The sequence below is a fragment of the Neglectibacter sp. CSJ-5 genome (assembly GCF_032490475.1).
GTDB classification, from domain to species: Bacteria; Bacillota; Clostridia; order Oscillospirales; family Acutalibacteraceae; genus Hominenteromicrobium; species Hominenteromicrobium mulieris.
The window spans coordinates 413,913-430,350 of the sequence record NZ_JAVYJC010000002.1 but is presented as its reverse complement, the minus strand read 5'-3'; the positions used below and the strand labels follow the sequence as shown (position 1 = coordinate 430,350).

The following is a 16,438-nucleotide window of genomic DNA, read 5'->3' as shown; positions in this document are numbered from 1 at the left end:
ACCATGAAACAAAACGGCACAAAGCGTTTGACAATTTCATATCTTGCGCTCACGGCTGCATTGCTCGCGCTGTTTATGCTGAACATTTTCTGCGGCAGTACGGTCCTTTCGCCGAAGGACATTTTAAGCACGCTTTTCAGCGCGGGGAATAACGCACTCGCGCAAAAGATCATATTTGGTTTACGCCTGCCGCGCGCCGTCATGGTCGTTTTGCTCGGTGCGGCGCTGTCCGTTTCGGGTTACTTATTGCAGACTTTTTTTGCAAACCCTATCGCCGGGCCGTTCGTTATGGGTGTTTCCGGCGGCGCAAAGCTCGCCGTTGCACTCACGATGGTCGTGCTTTTAAATCACGGCTTGTTCACAAGCTCACTCACGCTGATTTTAGCGTCATTTGTCGGTGCCATGGTCGCTATGGGCTTCGTCTTGGCCGTTTCACAGCGCGTAAAGCGCGCAGGCGTGCTCGTTATCTGTGGCGTGATGATTAGCTATATCTGTTCGGCTGTCACGGACGTTGTCGTTGCATTTGCGCAGGATTCCAACATCGTGAATCTACACAACTGGTCGATGGGAAGCTTTTCCGGCATGACGTGGGAGAATGTCCTCACGGCGGCTTTAATTGTGCTGCCATGCCTTGCGCTTTCGTTTATGCTTTCCAAACCGATGGCGGCGTACCAAATGGGTGAAGCCTATGCGCAGAGTGTCGGCGTTTCCGTGCGTCCGTTCTCAGTCGCACTTGTGTTGTTATCCAGCCTGCTCGCGGCATGCGTCACGGCATTTGCAGGGCCGATCTCCTTTGTCGGCATCGCGGTGCCGCATCTCGTAAAGCGCACACTCCGCAGTGCAAAGCCTTTGCACGTGCTGCCGGGGTGCGTTTTAGGCGGTGCAGCATTTTGCCTTTTGTGTGACCTCATCGCGCGCAGTATATTTGCGCCGACGGAGCTTTCCGTCAGCTCCGTCACGGCGATTTTCGGCGCACCGGTGGTCATTTTGCTGCTTGTGCGCAAGCAGAGAAGGGAGGCGGCAGCATGAGCTATTGTGAAGCGAACGACCTTGCGGTCGGCTACAATTCGCCGCTTTTGGAGCATATAAAATTCGCCGCCGAGCGCGGACAAATTTTGACGCTTATCGGCCCGAACGGCGCGGGTAAATCGACCCTGATGAAAACGCTTGCCGCGCAGCTTGCGCCGCAGGGAGGGACCGTTTTGCTCGATGGGCAGTCCCTTTCGGTATACGCACCGAATGCCCGCGCGCGCAAAATGGCGCTGATGGTGCCGCACACGAACCGCACAGAGCTCACGACCTGCTTTGATGTCGCCGCAGCCGGGCGTTACCCATACACAGGCCGCCTCGGGATTCTCTCCGAAGAAGATAAAAAGCAGGTTTTCGACGCGCTGCATCTCGTAAATGCAGCCGATATTGCCGACCGCGATTTTGATAAGATTAGCGACGGTCAGCGCCAGCGTGTCCTTTTGGCACGGGCGGTCTGTCAGGAGCCGGAAATTCTGTTTTTGGACGAACCGACTTCATTTCTCGATGTTAAAGGTAAAGCGGAGCTCATGACAATCCTGCGTCGCCTCGCAAAAGAGAAGAATACTGCAATTATCCTGAGCCTGCACGAGCTTGACCTCGCGCAGAAGCTCTCCGATGCCGTTGTCTGCGTTTCGCCGAACAGTGTCTCGGACATCATGACCGTAAAAGACGCGTTTCAAAAAGAGAACATACAAAAGCTATATAAAATGTCCAACGAAGAATACACGTTCCTGTTCGGTAAAAAGGAGCCGCCAAAGTTTGAACACTACATTCGCAGCGGACAAAAATTATTGCGCTGCGGCTACACAACGGGCACGTGCGCGGCACTCGGTGCCGCCGGTGCGGCGCGACTGCTTTTCACCGGCAAGGCCCCGGAAACGGTCGGTCTGCGTACACCGAAAGGCATCGTTGTTGAGGTCGCGCCAATCTACTGTGAGAAGACCGAAACCGGCGCCGTATGCGCCATTCGCAAAGACGGAGGAGACGATATTGACGCCACGGACGGCTTGCCCGTCATCGCAAATGTAACGCTTTTGCCCAATGAACACGGCGTCGTCAAAATCGACGGCGGCAAGGGTGTTGGCCGTGTGACCAAGCCCGGGCTTGACCAGCCCGTCGGCGCGGCGGCCATCAACCGCGTTCCGCGCGAGATGATCACCGAAGCCCTCTTAAAAGAAGCCAAAACATTTGAGTATAAAGGCGGCTTTTCCGTGCTTGTCTCCGTCGAGGGTGGGGAAGAAGCCGCGAAAAAGACGTTCAATCCACACATCGGCGTCATCGGCGGACTTTCGGTGCTCGGTACCAGCGGCATCGTGGAACCGATGAGTCAGCAGGCAATCGTCGATACGATGCAGCTGGAAATTCATCAGGCTGCGCTCAAAAACGGTGCGCGCCGCCTGATTCTGACGCCCGGCAACTACGGCCTCGATTATCTGCGTGAAACCTACCCCGCGCTCTTGGATATTCCCATCATAAAGTGCTCGAATTTTATCGGTGACGCGCTCGATGCCGCTGCAACAGAGCACTTTGAAGAAGTTTTACTCGTCGGGCATATCGGTAAGCTTGTGAAGGTCGCGGGCGGTATTATGAACACGCACTCCCGCATGGCGGACTGTCGCACGGAGCTTTTCTGCACGTATGCGGCGCTTGCGGGCGCGAACAAAGAGGTTTGTGAAGCGTTGATACAAGCTGCAACGACCGACGCTTGCCTTGATATTTTGGATCAAAACGGTCTGCGCGAGCCCGTCATGCACGGCCTGATAAACGCTGTGCAGCTGCACCTCGAGCGCCGCGCAGCGGGTGCATTCCAAGTCGGCGCGGTGCTGTTTTCCAATCAAACCGGCCCCCTTGGGCAGACCGAAACCGCAGAAAAATTGCTGCAAAAGTGGAAGGAGTCGTAAACATGGTACATTTTGTCGGTGCCGGCCCGGGCGCGCCGGACCTCATCACGCAGCGCGGTGCGGTGCTCTTACAGACTGCCGACTGTATTATCTACGCCGGCAGCCTTGTCAATCCCGCACTTTTGGGGCTCGCTAAAGCGGATTGCACGATCTATAACAGCGCCAAAATGACGCTGGAAGATGTGATTTCCGTCATGCGCGAGAACGAAAAGAACAACAAAACAACAGTTCGCCTGCACACAGGTGACCCGTGCCTTTACGGCGCAATCCGCGAGCAAATGGATAGGCTTGATGCAGAAAGCATTCCCTATGACGACACTCCTGGTGTCTCCAGCTTCTGCGGCGCGGCGGCAGCTTTAAACGCAGAATATACGTTGCCGTCTGTCAGTCAAACGGTTATTATCACGCGCATGGAAGGCCGCACGCCCGTGCCGGAAAAAGAAAAGCTGCAAAGCCTCGCCACGCACGGCGCGACCATGGTGATTTTCCTTTCAATCGGTTTGGTCAATCAGGTGCAGCAGGCGCTTTTGCAGGGTGCTTATACGGCTTCCACTCCTGTGGCAGTCGTCTACAAAGCCACGTGGCCGGAGGAGAGAATCGTGCGCTGTACTGTCGGTGATTTGGCCGAAAGCGTGCATAAAGCGGGCATTACCAAAACGGCGCTTATTGTCGTCGGAGATTTTCTCGGCACACAATACGACCGCAGCAAGCTCTACGATCCCACATTCACGACGGAATATCGGAAAGGCAGCAAAGCATGAGCTGCGCATATATCGCTTTCACTGAAACCGGACTAAAGCTCGCAGAAAGTCTGGCTTTTTCACATCCGGGCAGCATCAGTCGCGGCGGTAAAAACGGCGTGAAATTATCCGAGTGGACGGCCGAAAACTTTCAAAAATCCGATGCACTCATCTTCATCGGCGCTGTCGGCATCGCCGTGCGCGCCATTGCGCCGCATTGTAAAAGCAAGGCGACCGATCCCGCTGTGATTGTGCTCGACGAGCGCGGTCGGTTTTCCATTCCGATTTTGTCCGGTCACCTCGGTGGCGCAAATGACCTTGCCAAGAAACTCGCGAGCATCTGCGGCGCAGTGCCGGTCATCACGACCGCGACCGACGTCGAGGGTGTGTTCGCCGTAGACGAGTGGGCGAAAGCGCAGAACTGCCACGTGCTCGAGCCTGAGCGTATCAAAACCGTCAGCGGCACACTGCTCGCCGGTAAAGTGGTTTATTATGACTCGCAGTGGAAAATCACAGGCACTCAACCTAAAAATGTTTTCCCGGCAGACGAGAACCTTCAAGCCGATTTTTCCGTAACACTCCACCCGCAGAGCGATGCGCTGCACCTCGTTCCAAAAATCTGCGTGCTTGGCGTCGGCTGCAAACGCGGCACATCGGCTGAACATATCGAAGCAACATTTAAACAATTTTGCAAAGAAACAGGCTGTGCACCGCAAAGCATCTGTGCGTGTGCGAGCATAGACCTCAAAAAAGATGAACCGGGGCTTTTGGAATTCTGTCAAAACCATAATTTTAGCATCCGTTTTTATACAGCCGAGGAGCTCAAAAAAACGTCCGGCAAATTCACATCATCTTCATTTGTGCAGCAGATAACGGGCGTTGACAACATCTGCGCTCGTGCGGCCGTGCTGGCGTCGGGCGGCGAATTGGTGATCGAAAAGCATATATACAGCGGCGTGACGTTCGCCGTCGCCGCAAAACCCTTTACCCCGGATTGGAGCGTGTAAAATGAAGCGAAATCTCGTTTATGTCGTGGGCCTTGGCCCCGGCGACCCGCAGTTTTTGACCGCACAGGCGAAAACGGCGCTCGAAAACGCCGATGTGCTGTGCGGCTACACCGTCTACATCAATCTTATCCGCTCGTTCTATCCCCAAAAAGAGGTGCACGCAACGGGCATGACAAAGGAGATCGACCGTTGCCGCTGGGCGCTTGAGACCGCGCAAAGCGGCAAAACCGTGGCGCTTGTCTGTTCGGGAGATGCCGGCGTATACGGCATGGCGAGCCCGATTTTGGAACTTGCACCCAATTACCCGAGCGTCGAGATCGAGATCATTCCGGGACTTACGGCAGCGCTCAGCGGCGGTGCGGTTTTGGGCGCACCGCTTGCGCATGATTTTTGCGTAATTTCCCTTTCTGACCGACTCACCCCATGGGAGATAATTGAAAAGCGCCTTGCCTGCGCCGCCATGGGCGATTTCTGCGTGACAATCTACAACCCGTCCTCGAAAGGCCGGCCCGATTATTTGCAGCGTGCCGTCCGTATTTTGCTCCAAAACGGCAAATCGGAGGAGACCGTCTGCGGCATCGTACGCAACATTGGCAGAGAGGGGCAGCAAAGTGAGATCATAACGCTCCGCGAACTTGAAAACAAGCAGGTTGATATGTTCACGACTGTATATATAGGCAACAAAACAACAAAGAATATCGAAGGCAAAATGGTAACGCCAAGGGGGTATCGCACGGTATGAAAGCTGTGGTGTTCAGCGGAACGACAGAGGGCAGACAGTTTTCAAAAATTTTGGCAAATCTCGGCGTAGAAGTTCTTGTCAGTGTTGCAACAGAGATCGGCGCAGAAGAACAATACGAGAATGAAAATATCACAATTCATGTAGGTAGATGCACTGCTGCAGAGATGACGAAACTTTTGCATGGTGCGTCAATCTGTGTGGACGCAACGCACCCCTATGCAACAGAAGCCACGCGCACCATTTGTGAAGCGTGTGAAATGACAGGCGTTGAGTACCATCGATTGCTCCGTACCGAAAGCGAATTGCCGAAGAACAGTATCGTGTTTGAAACGGCAGCAGAAGCGGCAGAATATCTCGAAAGTACTGCCGGGAATGTCTTGCTCACGACCGGTGCAAAGGAGTTGCCCGCTTTTAAAAATCTAGATATAAAGCGGATTTTCCCGCGTGTATTGCCCACGCTCGACGGCATTCGCGCGTGCGAAGCCCTCGATATTCCGCACCGCAACATCATCGCCATGCAAGGCCCGTTTTCACTTGACCTCAACCGCGTGATCCTTGAACAATTCAACATTCAATGGCTCGTTACAAAAGACGGCGGCGCAGTAGGCGGCTTTATGGAAAAAGCAAAAGCCTGCGCATACTGCGGTGCACGCCTCATTGTACTGCGCCGCCCGCGGGAGAACGGGGAGACAGTTGAAAGTATCCTTGAAAGGTGTAGAGAATTGCTATGAAAATCACTTTAGTCGGCATGGGGGGCGGCACATTCGACAGCGTAACAATGCAGGGAGCACAAGCTTTGCATGAAGCTACACTCATCATCGGCGCAAAGCGTTTACTCGAAAACTTGCCGGATTTCTGTACGCAAAATCGTATCGCAATGTATAAAATCGGTGAGATTTTATCCGTGCTTGAAACAACAAAAGAACAAAATATCGCACTTGTATACAGCGGTGACACCGGGTTTTATTCCGGCGCCTCTGCACTGTGCCGCGTGCTCGATGAACGCCACATCGAATACACCGTGATTCCGGGCGTTTCCAGCGTACAGTTGCTTTCTGCTGCCATCCACGAACCGTGGCAGAACTGGAACCTCGTCTCCGCGCACGGCTGTGCATGTGACCCTGTTGCTGCGTGCAGCATGGGCAAGCCCACATTTTTCTTAACGGGCGGCGAAGTTACTCCCGCAGTGATCTGCGCGAAACTCACCGAAGCCGGGCTGGGAGACGTGCAGGCGGTTGTCGGTGAAAATCTCGGTACACCACAGCAAAAAATCAGTAAGAATGCAGTACGAAAAATATCTGAAAGTGTTTTTGCACCGCTATGTGTGCTTCTTGTAGAGTCGTGTGAAGTACCCGTGCAGCGTGTGCCGGGTTTGCCGGATGAAGTCTTCATCCGCGGCAAAACACCCATGACAAAGCAGGAGGTTCGCGCCGCGGCACTCGCAAAGCTTGCTGTTAAACCGACCGATATTCTCTGGGACATCGGCGCGGGGACCGGCAGTGTCAGCATAGAAATGGCGCTTGCAGCGCCGCTCGGATACGTGTATGCCGTGGAGTGTGACGCAGCTGCCTGTTCGCTGATAAAACAAAATCGAGACAAATTTCATGTACATAATTTGACACTTGCAGAGGGCAAAGCGCCGGAAAAATTAACGGGTCTTCCTGCACCGGATGCCGTGTTTATCGGCGGCAGTAAGGGCAATCTGCCCGAGATCATCGATGCTGTATTGACCGCAAATCCGAGTGCTCGCCTGTGTGTTTCCGCTATCGCGCTTGAAACGCTGCAAACGGCGCTTTCATCTTTTGCAACCCACGGCATGACTGCGCAAATCACACAAATTTCCATAAGCCGCAGCAGTTCAGTCGGTAATTTGCACCTGATGAAGGCGAATAATCCCGTTTTTTTGATTGTGAGGGAATGACATGCTGCAAATGCTCATCGCCGCGCCGAACTCCGGCAGCGGCAAAACGACCGTCACCATTGCGTTGCTTGCGGCGCTCAAAGCCCGCGGCCTCAACCCCTGTGCGTTTAAATCCGGGCCCGATTATATTGATCCCATGTTTCACCGCAGTGTGCTCGGCGTTGAAAGTCACAATCTTGATTTGTTTTTCTCAAAGCCGCAAATAGTGCAAAATTTATATAATAAAAGCGCAGCCGATCACGGTGCGGCTATATGCGAGGGTGCTATGGGGTACTATGACGGTCTCGGCGGTACAAGCGACATCGCAAGTGCGTGGCATTTGGCCGATACGTTGAATCTACCCGTCCTGCTTGTCCTGCGTCCGAAGGGTGCAAGCTTAACCCTCGCAGCGCAGGTACGCGGCTTAATGTCCTTTCGCACACCGCACCATATCGCCGGTATTATACTGAATGACTGTAAAGAAAATTTGTACCGTATTTTAGCACCGGTGCTCGAAAAGGAGACAGGTGTGCCTGTTATCGGCTATCTGCCCCCAATGCCCAAAGCTGCGATCGAAAGTCGTCATCTGGGGCTTAAAACCGCCGGTGAGATTGAAAATCTGCAAAAGAAGATCACACTTTTGCATGAGACGATGAAAAAGACGGTCGATTTTGAAAAACTCTTTAGCGTCTTTGCGTGTCCGGCACCCAAAGTACCGAAAGAGGAATTTCCGATTCCTAATGTGCGCATCGCCGTTGCAAGGGATGAAGCCTTTTGTTTTACATATACCGAAACGCTTGAAGCGTTCAAAGAAGCCGGCGCAGAACCTGTCTTTTTCAGCCCATTGCACGATAAAAGTTTGCCTCAAAATATCGGCGGGCTGTATCTGCCCGGCGGTTACCCGGAGCTTTGCGCAAAGGCACTCAGCGAAAATACCGAGATGCTTTTGCGCATCAAAACCGCAATTAAAAACAGTTTGCCGACTGTGGCAGAATGCGGCGGCTTTTTGTATTTAGGTCAAACACTTGAAGATGTAAACGGCGACAAATACCGTATGGCAGGCGTTCTGCCCGGCGAAGGCTTTAAGGTCGGCCACCTCGTGCGCTTCGGTTACGCGACGCTTACTGCGAAGGAGAACAGCATGCTGCTAAAAAAAGACGAGTTGCTTCCTGTGCACGAATTTCACCACTGGGATTCCACCGAAAACGGCATAGCGTGCACAGCGACAAAGCCGAACGGCCGTACGTGGGACTGTGCTTTTGCAAACGAACATTTTTATGCGGGTTTTCCGCATTTATACTGGGCGGGCACGCCGCTGCCGCAGCGCTTTGCGGACGCCGCCCGCCGCTACATGAGGGACAAAATATGACGGAAACAGAACTTAAAAACCGGCTCAAAACAATCACGCAGCCGGATGAAGCCGCGCGCAAAGCCGCCCACGCGCATTGGGCGTCGCTTGCAAAGCCACTCGGCGGGCTTGGCGATCTCGAACCATTATTAGAAGATGTGGCTGCGCTTACAGGCGCGCCGCAGTTCGATTTTTCAAAGCGCGCGGTCTTGGTGCTGTGCGCGGATAACGGCGTCATCGCGCAGGGCATCAGCCAGTCCGGCAGCGACGTGACGCGCGCCGTTTTGCAGAATCTTGCGCAGCGCAAAACAAGCGTCTGCAAAATGGCGGAAACGGTGCACTGCGGTGTGACTCCCGTCGATATGGGCATCGCGGGAGCGCCCGTGGACGGTGTGAAAAATTGCCGTGTGCGTGCGGGTACGGATGATTTCACCGGCGGACCTGCTATGTCTCGTGAGGACGCTTTAAAAGCCATCGAGACCGGCATCGAGCTCGTTCGCGAGCAGAAAGCGCAGGGCATAAAGCTCCTCGCGACCGGCGAAATGGGCATCGGCAACACGACAACCTCTGCCGCCGTGAGCTGCGTTTTGCTCGACCGCGCGCCCGAAGAAATGACCGGCCGCGGCGCGGGACTCTCCAATGACGGTCTGCGCCGCAAGATTGAGGTCATCTATCAAGGCATCGCGGTCAATCATCCCGAAAAAACCGATGTGATCGGCGTGCTGTCGGCGCTCGGCGGCTTAGATATCGCCGGGCTGTGCGGCGTGTTTTTGGGTGGTGCTCTGGAGAATATTCCTGTCATTATCGACGGTTTCATCAGCAGTGTGGCGGCACTGTGTGCGGCACGGCTGTGCCCGACGGCGACTAAGGCCATGTTCGCAAGCCACGTTTCGGCGGAGCCCGCGGCGCGTATCGTTTTGGAAGCGCTCGGCAAAAAGCCGCTCATCACGGCGAATATGCACCTCGGCGAGGGCACCGGCGCGGTCGCAAGCCTGCCGCTGTGGGACATGGCGCTTGCGGTCTATAACAACTGTTATTCGTTCACGGAGGGCGGCATCGCGCCGTACACCCCGCAATGCTGACGCTCGTCATCGGCGGCGCAGCAAGCGGCAAAAGCGCCTATGCAGAAAGCCTGACCTTAAAGTTCCCGCTGCCGCGTTACTACGTCGCCACCATGCAGGTGTGGGATGAAGAGTGCGCCAAACGCGTCGAAAAGCACCGCGCCATGCGAAAAGAAAAACAGTTTGAAACGATCGAATCCCCTATCAGTCTTGATAAAATCAGAATACCAAATCGCGGAATGGTTCTGCTCGAAGACCTCGGCAACCTGACCGCAAACGAACTGTACGATCCGAAAGGTGCGGGGGTCAATACCGCAGAAGCCGTTCTGTACGGCGTCGAAATACTATATAAACAATGCGAACATCTGATTGTCGTCGGCAACGAGGTGTTCAGCGGCGGTGCAGCGTATGCCGACGAAACAGATCTGTACCTCAAAGCGCTGGCGCAGATCCAAAACGGCATCGCTGCCCGCGCGGATCACGTCTGCCGCGTAGTATGCGGTATCCCGGTTTATTACAAAGGAGGGGAAAAGGTATGACGATTTTGCAGACGATTGCCGTGGCGTTTGCTATGTTTTCAGCAATTCCTATGCCGCAGTTCGAATGGAGCCAAAAGAACATGCGATACGCGCTGTGCGCATTCCCGCTCATCGGTGCAGTGTGCGGCGGGTTGTGGTGCTTAGTCGGCGTCCTGCCAGTGCCGGAGCTCGCCCGCGCAGCAGGCTTTTGCCTTGTGCCTGTGCTCGTCACCGGCGGCATCCATCTGGATGGCTTCGCCGATACATGCGATGCGCTCTCAAGCTACGGTGATGCGGAAAAGAAGCTCGAAATCTTGAAAGACCCACACTGCGGTGCATTTGCAGTTATCCGATTATGCGCATATTTCATATTGTATTTTGCGCTCTGTGCTTCGGTGAAATTTACGGTACGTTTCGGTGTGGTTTGGATATTGGCACTCACCTTGGAGCGTGCGTTTTCCGGCCTCGCCGTGGCATCATTTCCTATGGCAAAAAACACCGGCCTTGCGCATACGTTCGCGGAAGCCGCAGACCGCATAACGGTGCGTCGTGTCTTGATTATTTATACTGTCGTGCTCGGCGCTGCGATGCTCATGCTCGGCGGCTGGGCGGCCGTTTTGGCTGCTTTACTTGTCTTTTGGCGGTATTACGCAGTGTCGAAAAAGCAATTCGGCGGCATCACGGGCGACCTTGCCGGGTGGTTCCTGCAAAGGGCAGAGCTCGCCATGTTGGCAGCGCTTGCCGTGTGCCAGTGGGGAGGAATCTTGTAATGTTGTTCATCACAGGTCCGCTTTACAGCGGCAAGCGCACGTTCGCGCAAAAGCTCGGCGGTACATGCTGTTTTGAGGTGCAAAAGCAGGCCGAAACGACGGAAGACCTCGAAGCACTTGCTAAAATACTTTCTGAAAAATACGATATTATCACCGCAACGGAAGTCGGCGGCGGTGTTGTGCCCGTTGATGCCACAGAGCGCGCAAACCGCGAAAAAGCCGGCCGCTTGGCATGCCTGCTCGCCGCGCGTGCCGATTGTGTTGTGCAGATGTTCTGCGGCATTCCGACCGTCTTGAAAGGGGAACTGCCCAAATGAAAATTTACCTTTTGCGCCACGGTGAAACCGCCTATAATGTTGATCACCGCTATCAGGGCGTGACGGACATTCCACTCTCACCGGCCGGGCTTGCGGCACTGAAGCAGGCGGACTTTTCGCCCAAAACCGTTTATGTCACGCCGTTAAAGCGCACAAAACAGACAGCGGAGATTTTATTTCCGACTGCCGAGTATATCCCCGTAAACGACCTCAGCGAGATGAATTTCGGCGTATTTGAGGGACGTAACTATAAAGAGATGGAGCACGATTTCGCCTACCGCGCATGGGTGGATTCGAACTGCGAAAGCACCTGTCCCGGCGGCGAGTGCAAAGCGGATTTCAGCGAGCGTGTTTGCAAAGCATTTGAATCACTGCTAAATCAATCTATTCAAAACAGTGAAGACATGCTCGTTATCGTTGCGCATGGCGGCACGCAGATGACCGTCATGGAAAAGTACGCTGTGCCGCAGAAAAATTATTATGAATGGTGTGCGCCGACTGCCGGCGGCTATGTGCTCGATGCCCGCGATTGGCAGGAAAAGCACGTTTTGCATCTCATCGGGACCGTGCAGTACACAAAGGAGGCCACATGCTGATTTTCTTCGCCGTCCTCGGCGGATTCATTTTAGACGCAATCTTCGGCGACCCCCTGTGGCTGCCGCACCCGGTTGTATATATGGGCAAGGTTATTTCCTTTTTAGATCGAAGCTTGCGGAAAATTTTGCCAAAAACACCGCGTGGCGAGCGCATCGGCGGCGCAATCACCGCATTCATCCTGCCTGTCGGCACATTCCTGCTTTCCGGCGCGGTGTGCTTCTTCTTTTATAAAATTCATTGGGTGTTCGGACTTTTGATTCAAATGTTCTGGTGCGCGCAGTCACTTGCCGCAAAGGGGCTTGTGCAGGAGAGCTGCAACGTTTACAAGGAACTCAAAAAGAACGACCTCCCCGCCGCGCGCAAGGCCGTCTCCCGCATTGTCGGGCGTGATACCGACGCGCTTTCCATGGAGGGCGTGACAAAAGCCGCTGTGGAGACCGTTGCCGAAAACGCCGGTGACGGCGTGATCGCGCCGCTTCTTTGCATGCTCATCGGCGGCGCACCGCTTGCGCTGACCTACAAAGCCATCAACACGATGGACAGCATGCTCGGCTACAAAAATGAAAAGTACATAAACTTCGGGCGCGTGCCCGCAAAGCTTGACGATGCCGCAAACTACATTCCGAGTCGTATCGCGGCACTTTTGTGGGTGCTCGCGGCGGGATTCACGGGAAACAGCGTCAAGGGCGCGTGGAAGATCTGGCGGCGCGACCGCCGAAATCACGCAAGCCCCAACAGCGCGCAGACCGAAAGTGCCTGCGCCGGTGCGCTCGGCGTGCAGCTCGCCGGGCCCGCATATTATTTCGGTGAATACTATGATAAGCCGACGATCGGCGACCCGCTGCGCCCGATCATGCCGGAGGACATTTTGAAAGCCGACCGCATGATGTACGCAGAAAGCATTTTGGCACTCGTGCTCGGTCTGCTCGTTCGCGCGGCATTCGTCTTACTGTAAAGGGGGAGAGAATATGGAACTCACACACGGCGGCGACTGGGCGGGCTACCGCGCAAAATTCGGCCACGATGCACTCGATTTTTCCGCGAATGTCAGTCCTCTCGGTTTGCCGGAGGGCGTTGCACAGGCAATCGTAAACGCACTGCCTACCGCAGACCGCTACCCCGACCCGCTTTGCAGAGAGCTGCGCCAAAAACTCTCCGCAAGCGAAAACGTACACGAAAACCAAATTCTTTGCGGCAACGGCGCGGCAGACCTCATTTTTCGGCTCGTGCTCGCGAAAAAGCCGCGCCGCGCATTATTGCCCGCGCCGACTTTCGCAGAGTACGCGTCCGCACTCAAAACCGTCGGCTGTGAAGTCGAATATTTCTTTTTAAAAGAGGAAAATGATTTTGAAATCACCGAAGAGTTGCTCTCTGCTCTCCATGAAACCATCGATATGGTGTTCTTATGTCAACCAAACAACCCCACCGGGCAGATCGTTACGTCGGATTTTCTCGAAAAACTCCTGAAAAAATGCAGGGCGTGTCATGCAACGCCCGTCATCGACGAGTGTTTCCTCGATTTTCTCCCGGAGCACGAAAGCCGGACTGCAAAGCACTTTTTAGCGCAGTTCCCCGAGCTTGTTATTCTGAAAGCCTTCACAAAATTATACGCCATGGCGGGCGTGCGGCTCGGTTATGTACTCAGCGGAGATGAAAAATTATTAGAAAATATGCGCGAAGCGGGGCAGCCGTGGGCAGTTTCGTCACTCGCACAGGCGGCAGGTGTCGCGGCGTTAGATGAAACCGAATACGCCAACCACGTGCGAAGCTTAATCGCACGGGAGCGTCCCAGAATGATCGCGTCCCTGCGCTCGCTCGGCTTGCGCGTCTTGGACGGGCAGGCAAATTTCCTGTTATTCAAAGCGCCGGAAGATTTCGGCGAGCGACTAAAAGAAAAAGGCGCTGTCGTGCGCGGCTGTGCAAACTACCCGGGGCTTGATAACACCTGGTACCGCACCGCCGTGCGCACGCCGGAGGAAAACGAAAAGATACTGAAAATCATGCGGGAGGTGCTGAAATGAGCGAAAATAAAAAAGCCAAGTGCATCATGGTGCAGGGCACGATGAGCGGCGCGGGCAAAAGTTTATTATGCGCGGCGCTGTGCCGCATTTTCGCGCAGGACGGTCTGCACACCGCACCGTTCAAAAGTCAAAATATGGCGCTGAACAGCTTCGTTACCCGTGACGGCTTAGAGATGGGTCGCGCACAGGTCGTACAGGCGCAGGCGGCGGGTGTGGAGCCGGACGTGCGCATGAACCCCATTTTGCTGAAGCCGAGCAGCGATGTCGGCAGTCAGGTCATCGTGAACGGCGAAGTGCGCGGCCAGATGAAAGCTTCGCAGTATTTCAAGATGAAAAAATCACTCATTCCCGATATTCTGCGCGCCTACAACAGCCTTGCAGAAGATTTTGACGTTATCGTCATCGAGGGCGCGGGCAGCCCGGCGGAGATCAACCTGAAAGCGGATGACATCGTGAACATGGGGCTCGCAAAGCTTGTCGATGCGCCCGTTCTGCTCGTCGGCGACATCGACCGCGGCGGTGTGTTCGCGCAGCTTTTCGGCACCGTAGAGCTGCTGGAGACGGACGAGCGCGACCGCATCAAGGGACTTGTCATCAATAAATTCCGCGGTGACGTCGAAATTCTCCGCCCCGGCCTCTCCATGCTCGAAGATAAAACGCACCTGCCTATTCTGGGCGTCGTGCCGTATCTGCGCGTCGATATCGAGGACGAAGACTCCCTTTCCGAGCGCCTTGAAAAAAAAGACGCCGTGCGTCCGCTGGACATCGCCGTCATTCGCCTGCCGCACATCTCAAATTTCACGGATTTCATGGTGCTCGAGCAGCACCCTTTAATGGATGTGCGCTACGTGCAAAACACCCGCGAGCTCGGCGCGCCCGACTTTGTGATTCTGCCCGGCACGAAAAACACGGTTGAGGATCTCCTCTGGCTGCGCCAGTCGGGACTCGAAGCCGTCATCTTAAAGCTCGCCGCGAAAGAGACGCCGGTGCTTGGCGTCTGCGGCGGTTACCAGATGCTCGGTGAGACGTTGCACGACCCGGATGGCTCCGAAAGCGGTCGCCCGCAAACGCTGCGCGGCCTTAACTTATTGCCGATCGAAACGACATTCTGTACGGAAAAGCATCGCGCGCAGGTCACAGGCGAAGTCATCGCTGCGCCGTTTACAGGGGCAATGCTCACCGGTTACGAAATTCATACAGGCAATACGATCGTGCGCGGTGAGCCGTTCTGTACGCACGCGGACGGCACAAAAGAGGGCTGCACAAATCAAAACGTCTTCGGCACGTATCTGCACGGTCTCTTTGACAGCGGCGAGCTGACCGAAAAGCTTGCGGAATACCTCTGCGCCCGCAAGGGGATAGACCCCACAGCCGCCGTGCCTGTTTCCATGGAAGAGTACCGCCGCGAGCAGCTTGACATCTTAGCCGACGGCGTGCGGAACAGCCTCGATATGGATGCCGTGTACCGCGCCATGGGCATGGAAAACCCGAGGGGGTGCAAAGCATGATCCCGCAGCATCATCTGCCCGCCGATATTGAGCGCACCAGCATGCAGATTATCGCAAAAGAGCTTGAAGAAAGGCATATCCGGATACCAAGGGAAAATCTCGCCGTTGTCAAGCGTGTTATTCACACCACGGCGGATTTCGAGTATGCCGAAACACTGCATTTTACCGAAAATGCCGTGCAAAAAGCCATAGAAGCGCTGCATAACGGCGCCACGATCATCACCGATACGAATATGGCGCTCGCAGGTGTTTCCAAGCCGGGCCTCAAAAAGCTGAATGGGGAAGCTCTGTGCTTCATGGCAGACTCCGCAGTTGCCCAAAGCGCAAAAGAAAGCGGCACCACGCGCGCCGTCGCCGCCATGCACAAGGCTGCAAAAGAATACCCCGGCGCGATTTTGGCGGTCGGCAACGCGCCCACCGCGCTGTTCGCCATTGCCGAGGAGATCGAAAACGGTCTGCGCCCCGCGCTTGTCATCGGTGTGCCGGTCGGCTTTGTGAACGTCATCGAGAGCAAAGAAAACATTTTCGCCGTGTGCGAAAAGCATCATGTCCCCGCCATCGTTGCATTTGGGCGCAAGGGCGGCAGCACCATAGCCGCCGCCGTCTGCAATGCGCTCATATATTCCGCAGCCGAAATGCTCGACCCCACCGCCCGCGGCTGGAAATAATGCGGCTGGAAATTTTTTGTTGACATGATTTGTCGTTTATGATATACTCATATCGATTTTGAAAGACGAAGTGAGACGTAAGAGTTTTTCAAAGCAATTTTTACTTTTGGACCGCCCTTTCGGGCTAAGGCCATACGGACAGCCGGGTCCACTGCCGACCGGCAGCTTCGGCTGCCTTATTGACTGAGTTAAAAAGCTCAGATTTTATAAGATGGTTCCTTTGCAACCATGAAATTGTGCTAAAGCGCAGACTTGTGAAACGTCAATAAGAGTAGTAAAAGTTTAATTGCTATATAGACTCTGAAACGCTC

The 16,438-nt window shown here is 54.7% G+C and carries 17 protein-coding genes; all 17 read left to right on the top strand.

Going from position 1 to position 16,438, the window contains the following annotated elements:
• The first annotated feature begins 3 nt into the window (after positions 1-3).
• From R2K26_RS06175 to R2K26_RS06095, 17 genes are read left to right on the top strand one after another with little or no spacing between them, the layout of a single operon-like run.
• Positions 4-1,029 (top strand): iron ABC transporter permease, encoded by a 1,026-nt coding sequence (locus R2K26_RS06175; protein WP_316519245.1) that lies wholly within the window; start codon positions 4-6, stop codon positions 1,027-1,029.
• Positions 1,026-2,930 carry a cobalt-precorrin-5B (C(1))-methyltransferase CbiD gene (gene cbiD, locus R2K26_RS06170; protein ID WP_316519244.1) on the top strand — a complete coding sequence of 635 codons (1,905 nt, stop codon included), beginning with the start codon at positions 1,026-1,028 and terminating at the stop codon, positions 2,928-2,930. Before R2K26_RS06175 ends, cbiD begins: the two co-directional genes overlap by 4 nt.
• 2 nt (positions 2,931-2,932) lie before the next feature.
• A complete protein-coding gene (gene cobM, locus R2K26_RS06165; RefSeq protein WP_316519243.1) occupies positions 2,933-3,691 on the top strand; it encodes a precorrin-4 C(11)-methyltransferase in 759 nt (252 codons plus the stop codon).
• A complete protein-coding gene (locus R2K26_RS06160; protein ID WP_316519242.1) occupies positions 3,688-4,677 on the top strand; it encodes a cobalt-precorrin 5A hydrolase in 990 nt (329 codons plus the stop codon). The genes cobM and R2K26_RS06160 overlap by 4 nt, the downstream gene beginning before the upstream one ends.
• Position 4,678: 1 nt before the next feature.
• Positions 4,679-5,419, top strand: a complete 741-nt coding sequence (gene cobJ / locus R2K26_RS06155; protein ID WP_316519241.1) for a precorrin-3B C(17)-methyltransferase — start codon at positions 4,679-4,681, stop codon at positions 5,417-5,419.
• Positions 5,416-6,150: a precorrin-6A reductase gene (gene cobK, locus R2K26_RS06150; RefSeq protein WP_316519240.1), complete on the top strand. Its 735-nt coding sequence runs from the start codon at positions 5,416-5,418 to the stop codon at positions 6,148-6,150. Before cobJ ends, cobK begins: the two co-directional genes overlap by 4 nt.
• Positions 6,147-7,340, top strand: a complete 1,194-nt coding sequence (gene cbiE, locus R2K26_RS06145; protein WP_316519239.1) for a precorrin-6y C5,15-methyltransferase (decarboxylating) subunit CbiE — start codon at positions 6,147-6,149, stop codon at positions 7,338-7,340. Before cobK ends, cbiE begins: the two co-directional genes overlap by 4 nt.
• A 1-nt stretch (position 7,341) precedes the next feature.
• On the top strand, positions 7,342-8,688 hold the full coding sequence (locus tag R2K26_RS06140; protein ID WP_316519238.1) for a cobyrinate a,c-diamide synthase: 1,347 nt from the start codon (positions 7,342-7,344) through the stop codon (positions 8,686-8,688).
• Positions 8,685-9,749, top strand: coding sequence for a nicotinate-nucleotide--dimethylbenzimidazole phosphoribosyltransferase (gene cobT / locus R2K26_RS06135; protein WP_316519237.1), 1,065 nt, complete (start codon positions 8,685-8,687; stop codon positions 9,747-9,749). The genes R2K26_RS06140 and cobT overlap by 4 nt, the downstream gene beginning before the upstream one ends.
• On the top strand, positions 9,743-10,267 hold the full coding sequence (locus R2K26_RS06130; RefSeq protein WP_316519236.1) for a bifunctional adenosylcobinamide kinase/adenosylcobinamide-phosphate guanylyltransferase: 525 nt from the start codon (positions 9,743-9,745) through the stop codon (positions 10,265-10,267). Before cobT ends, R2K26_RS06130 begins: the two co-directional genes overlap by 7 nt.
• On the top strand, positions 10,264-11,016 hold the full coding sequence (locus tag R2K26_RS06125) for an adenosylcobinamide-GDP ribazoletransferase (protein ID WP_316519235.1): 753 nt from the start codon (positions 10,264-10,266) through the stop codon (positions 11,014-11,016). Before R2K26_RS06130 ends, R2K26_RS06125 begins: the two co-directional genes overlap by 4 nt.
• Positions 11,016-11,333, top strand: coding sequence for a bifunctional adenosylcobinamide kinase/adenosylcobinamide-phosphate guanylyltransferase (locus tag R2K26_RS06120; RefSeq protein ID WP_176820906.1), 318 nt, complete (start codon positions 11,016-11,018; stop codon positions 11,331-11,333). Before R2K26_RS06125 ends, R2K26_RS06120 begins: the two co-directional genes overlap by 1 nt.
• The gene (locus R2K26_RS06115) at positions 11,330-11,929 is read left to right on the top strand and encodes a histidine phosphatase family protein (protein ID WP_316519234.1); all 600 of its coding nucleotides are present in this window, start codon (positions 11,330-11,332) and stop codon (positions 11,927-11,929) included. The genes R2K26_RS06120 and R2K26_RS06115 overlap by 4 nt, the downstream gene beginning before the upstream one ends.
• A complete protein-coding gene (cbiB, locus tag R2K26_RS06110) occupies positions 11,926-12,885 on the top strand; it encodes an adenosylcobinamide-phosphate synthase CbiB (RefSeq protein WP_316519336.1) in 960 nt (319 codons plus the stop codon). The genes R2K26_RS06115 and cbiB overlap by 4 nt, the downstream gene beginning before the upstream one ends.
• 13 nt (positions 12,886-12,898) lie before the next feature.
• Positions 12,899-13,951 carry a histidinol-phosphate transaminase gene (locus R2K26_RS06105; protein ID WP_316519233.1) on the top strand — a complete coding sequence of 351 codons (1,053 nt, stop codon included), beginning with the start codon at positions 12,899-12,901 and terminating at the stop codon, positions 13,949-13,951.
• Positions 13,948-15,459: a cobyric acid synthase gene (locus R2K26_RS06100; RefSeq protein WP_316519232.1), complete on the top strand. Its 1,512-nt coding sequence runs from the start codon at positions 13,948-13,950 to the stop codon at positions 15,457-15,459. Before R2K26_RS06105 ends, R2K26_RS06100 begins: the two co-directional genes overlap by 4 nt.
• The gene (locus R2K26_RS06095; RefSeq protein ID WP_316519231.1) at positions 15,456-16,127 is read left to right on the top strand and encodes a precorrin-8X methylmutase; all 672 of its coding nucleotides are present in this window, start codon (positions 15,456-15,458) and stop codon (positions 16,125-16,127) included. The genes R2K26_RS06100 and R2K26_RS06095 overlap by 4 nt, the downstream gene beginning before the upstream one ends.
• The last annotated feature ends 311 nt before the right edge of the window (positions 16,128-16,438 follow it).

Excerpts from the sequence above, each read along its gene's own strand:
- R2K26_RS06175 (WP_316519245.1), top strand. The coding sequence starts at position 4 with ATGAAACAAAACGGCACAAAGCGTTTGACAATTTCATATCTTGCGCTC.
- cbiD (WP_316519244.1), top strand. The coding sequence starts at position 1,026 with ATGAGCTATTGTGAAGCGAACGACCTTGCGGTCGGCTACAATTCGCCG.
- cobM (WP_316519243.1), top strand. The coding sequence starts at position 2,933 with ATGGTACATTTTGTCGGTGCCGGCCCGGGCGCGCCGGACCTCATCACG.
- R2K26_RS06160 (WP_316519242.1), top strand. The coding sequence starts at position 3,688 with ATGAGCTGCGCATATATCGCTTTCACTGAAACCGGACTAAAGCTCGCA.
- cobJ (WP_316519241.1), top strand. The coding sequence starts at position 4,679 with ATGAAGCGAAATCTCGTTTATGTCGTGGGCCTTGGCCCCGGCGACCCG.
- cobK (WP_316519240.1), top strand. The coding sequence starts at position 5,416 with ATGAAAGCTGTGGTGTTCAGCGGAACGACAGAGGGCAGACAGTTTTCA.
- cbiE (WP_316519239.1), top strand. The coding sequence starts at position 6,147 with ATGAAAATCACTTTAGTCGGCATGGGGGGCGGCACATTCGACAGCGTA.
- R2K26_RS06140 (WP_316519238.1), top strand. The coding sequence starts at position 7,342 with ATGCTGCAAATGCTCATCGCCGCGCCGAACTCCGGCAGCGGCAAAACG.
- cobT (WP_316519237.1), top strand. The coding sequence starts at position 8,685 with ATGACGGAAACAGAACTTAAAAACCGGCTCAAAACAATCACGCAGCCG.
- R2K26_RS06130 (WP_316519236.1), top strand. The coding sequence starts at position 9,743 with ATGCTGACGCTCGTCATCGGCGGCGCAGCAAGCGGCAAAAGCGCCTAT.
- R2K26_RS06125 (WP_316519235.1), top strand. The coding sequence starts at position 10,264 with ATGACGATTTTGCAGACGATTGCCGTGGCGTTTGCTATGTTTTCAGCA.
- R2K26_RS06120 (WP_176820906.1), top strand. The coding sequence starts at position 11,016 with ATGTTGTTCATCACAGGTCCGCTTTACAGCGGCAAGCGCACGTTCGCG.
- R2K26_RS06115 (WP_316519234.1), top strand. The coding sequence starts at position 11,330 with ATGAAAATTTACCTTTTGCGCCACGGTGAAACCGCCTATAATGTTGAT.
- R2K26_RS06105 (WP_316519233.1), top strand. The coding sequence starts at position 12,899 with ATGGAACTCACACACGGCGGCGACTGGGCGGGCTACCGCGCAAAATTC.
- R2K26_RS06100 (WP_316519232.1), top strand. The coding sequence starts at position 13,948 with ATGAGCGAAAATAAAAAAGCCAAGTGCATCATGGTGCAGGGCACGATG.
- R2K26_RS06095 (WP_316519231.1), top strand. The coding sequence starts at position 15,456 with ATGATCCCGCAGCATCATCTGCCCGCCGATATTGAGCGCACCAGCATG.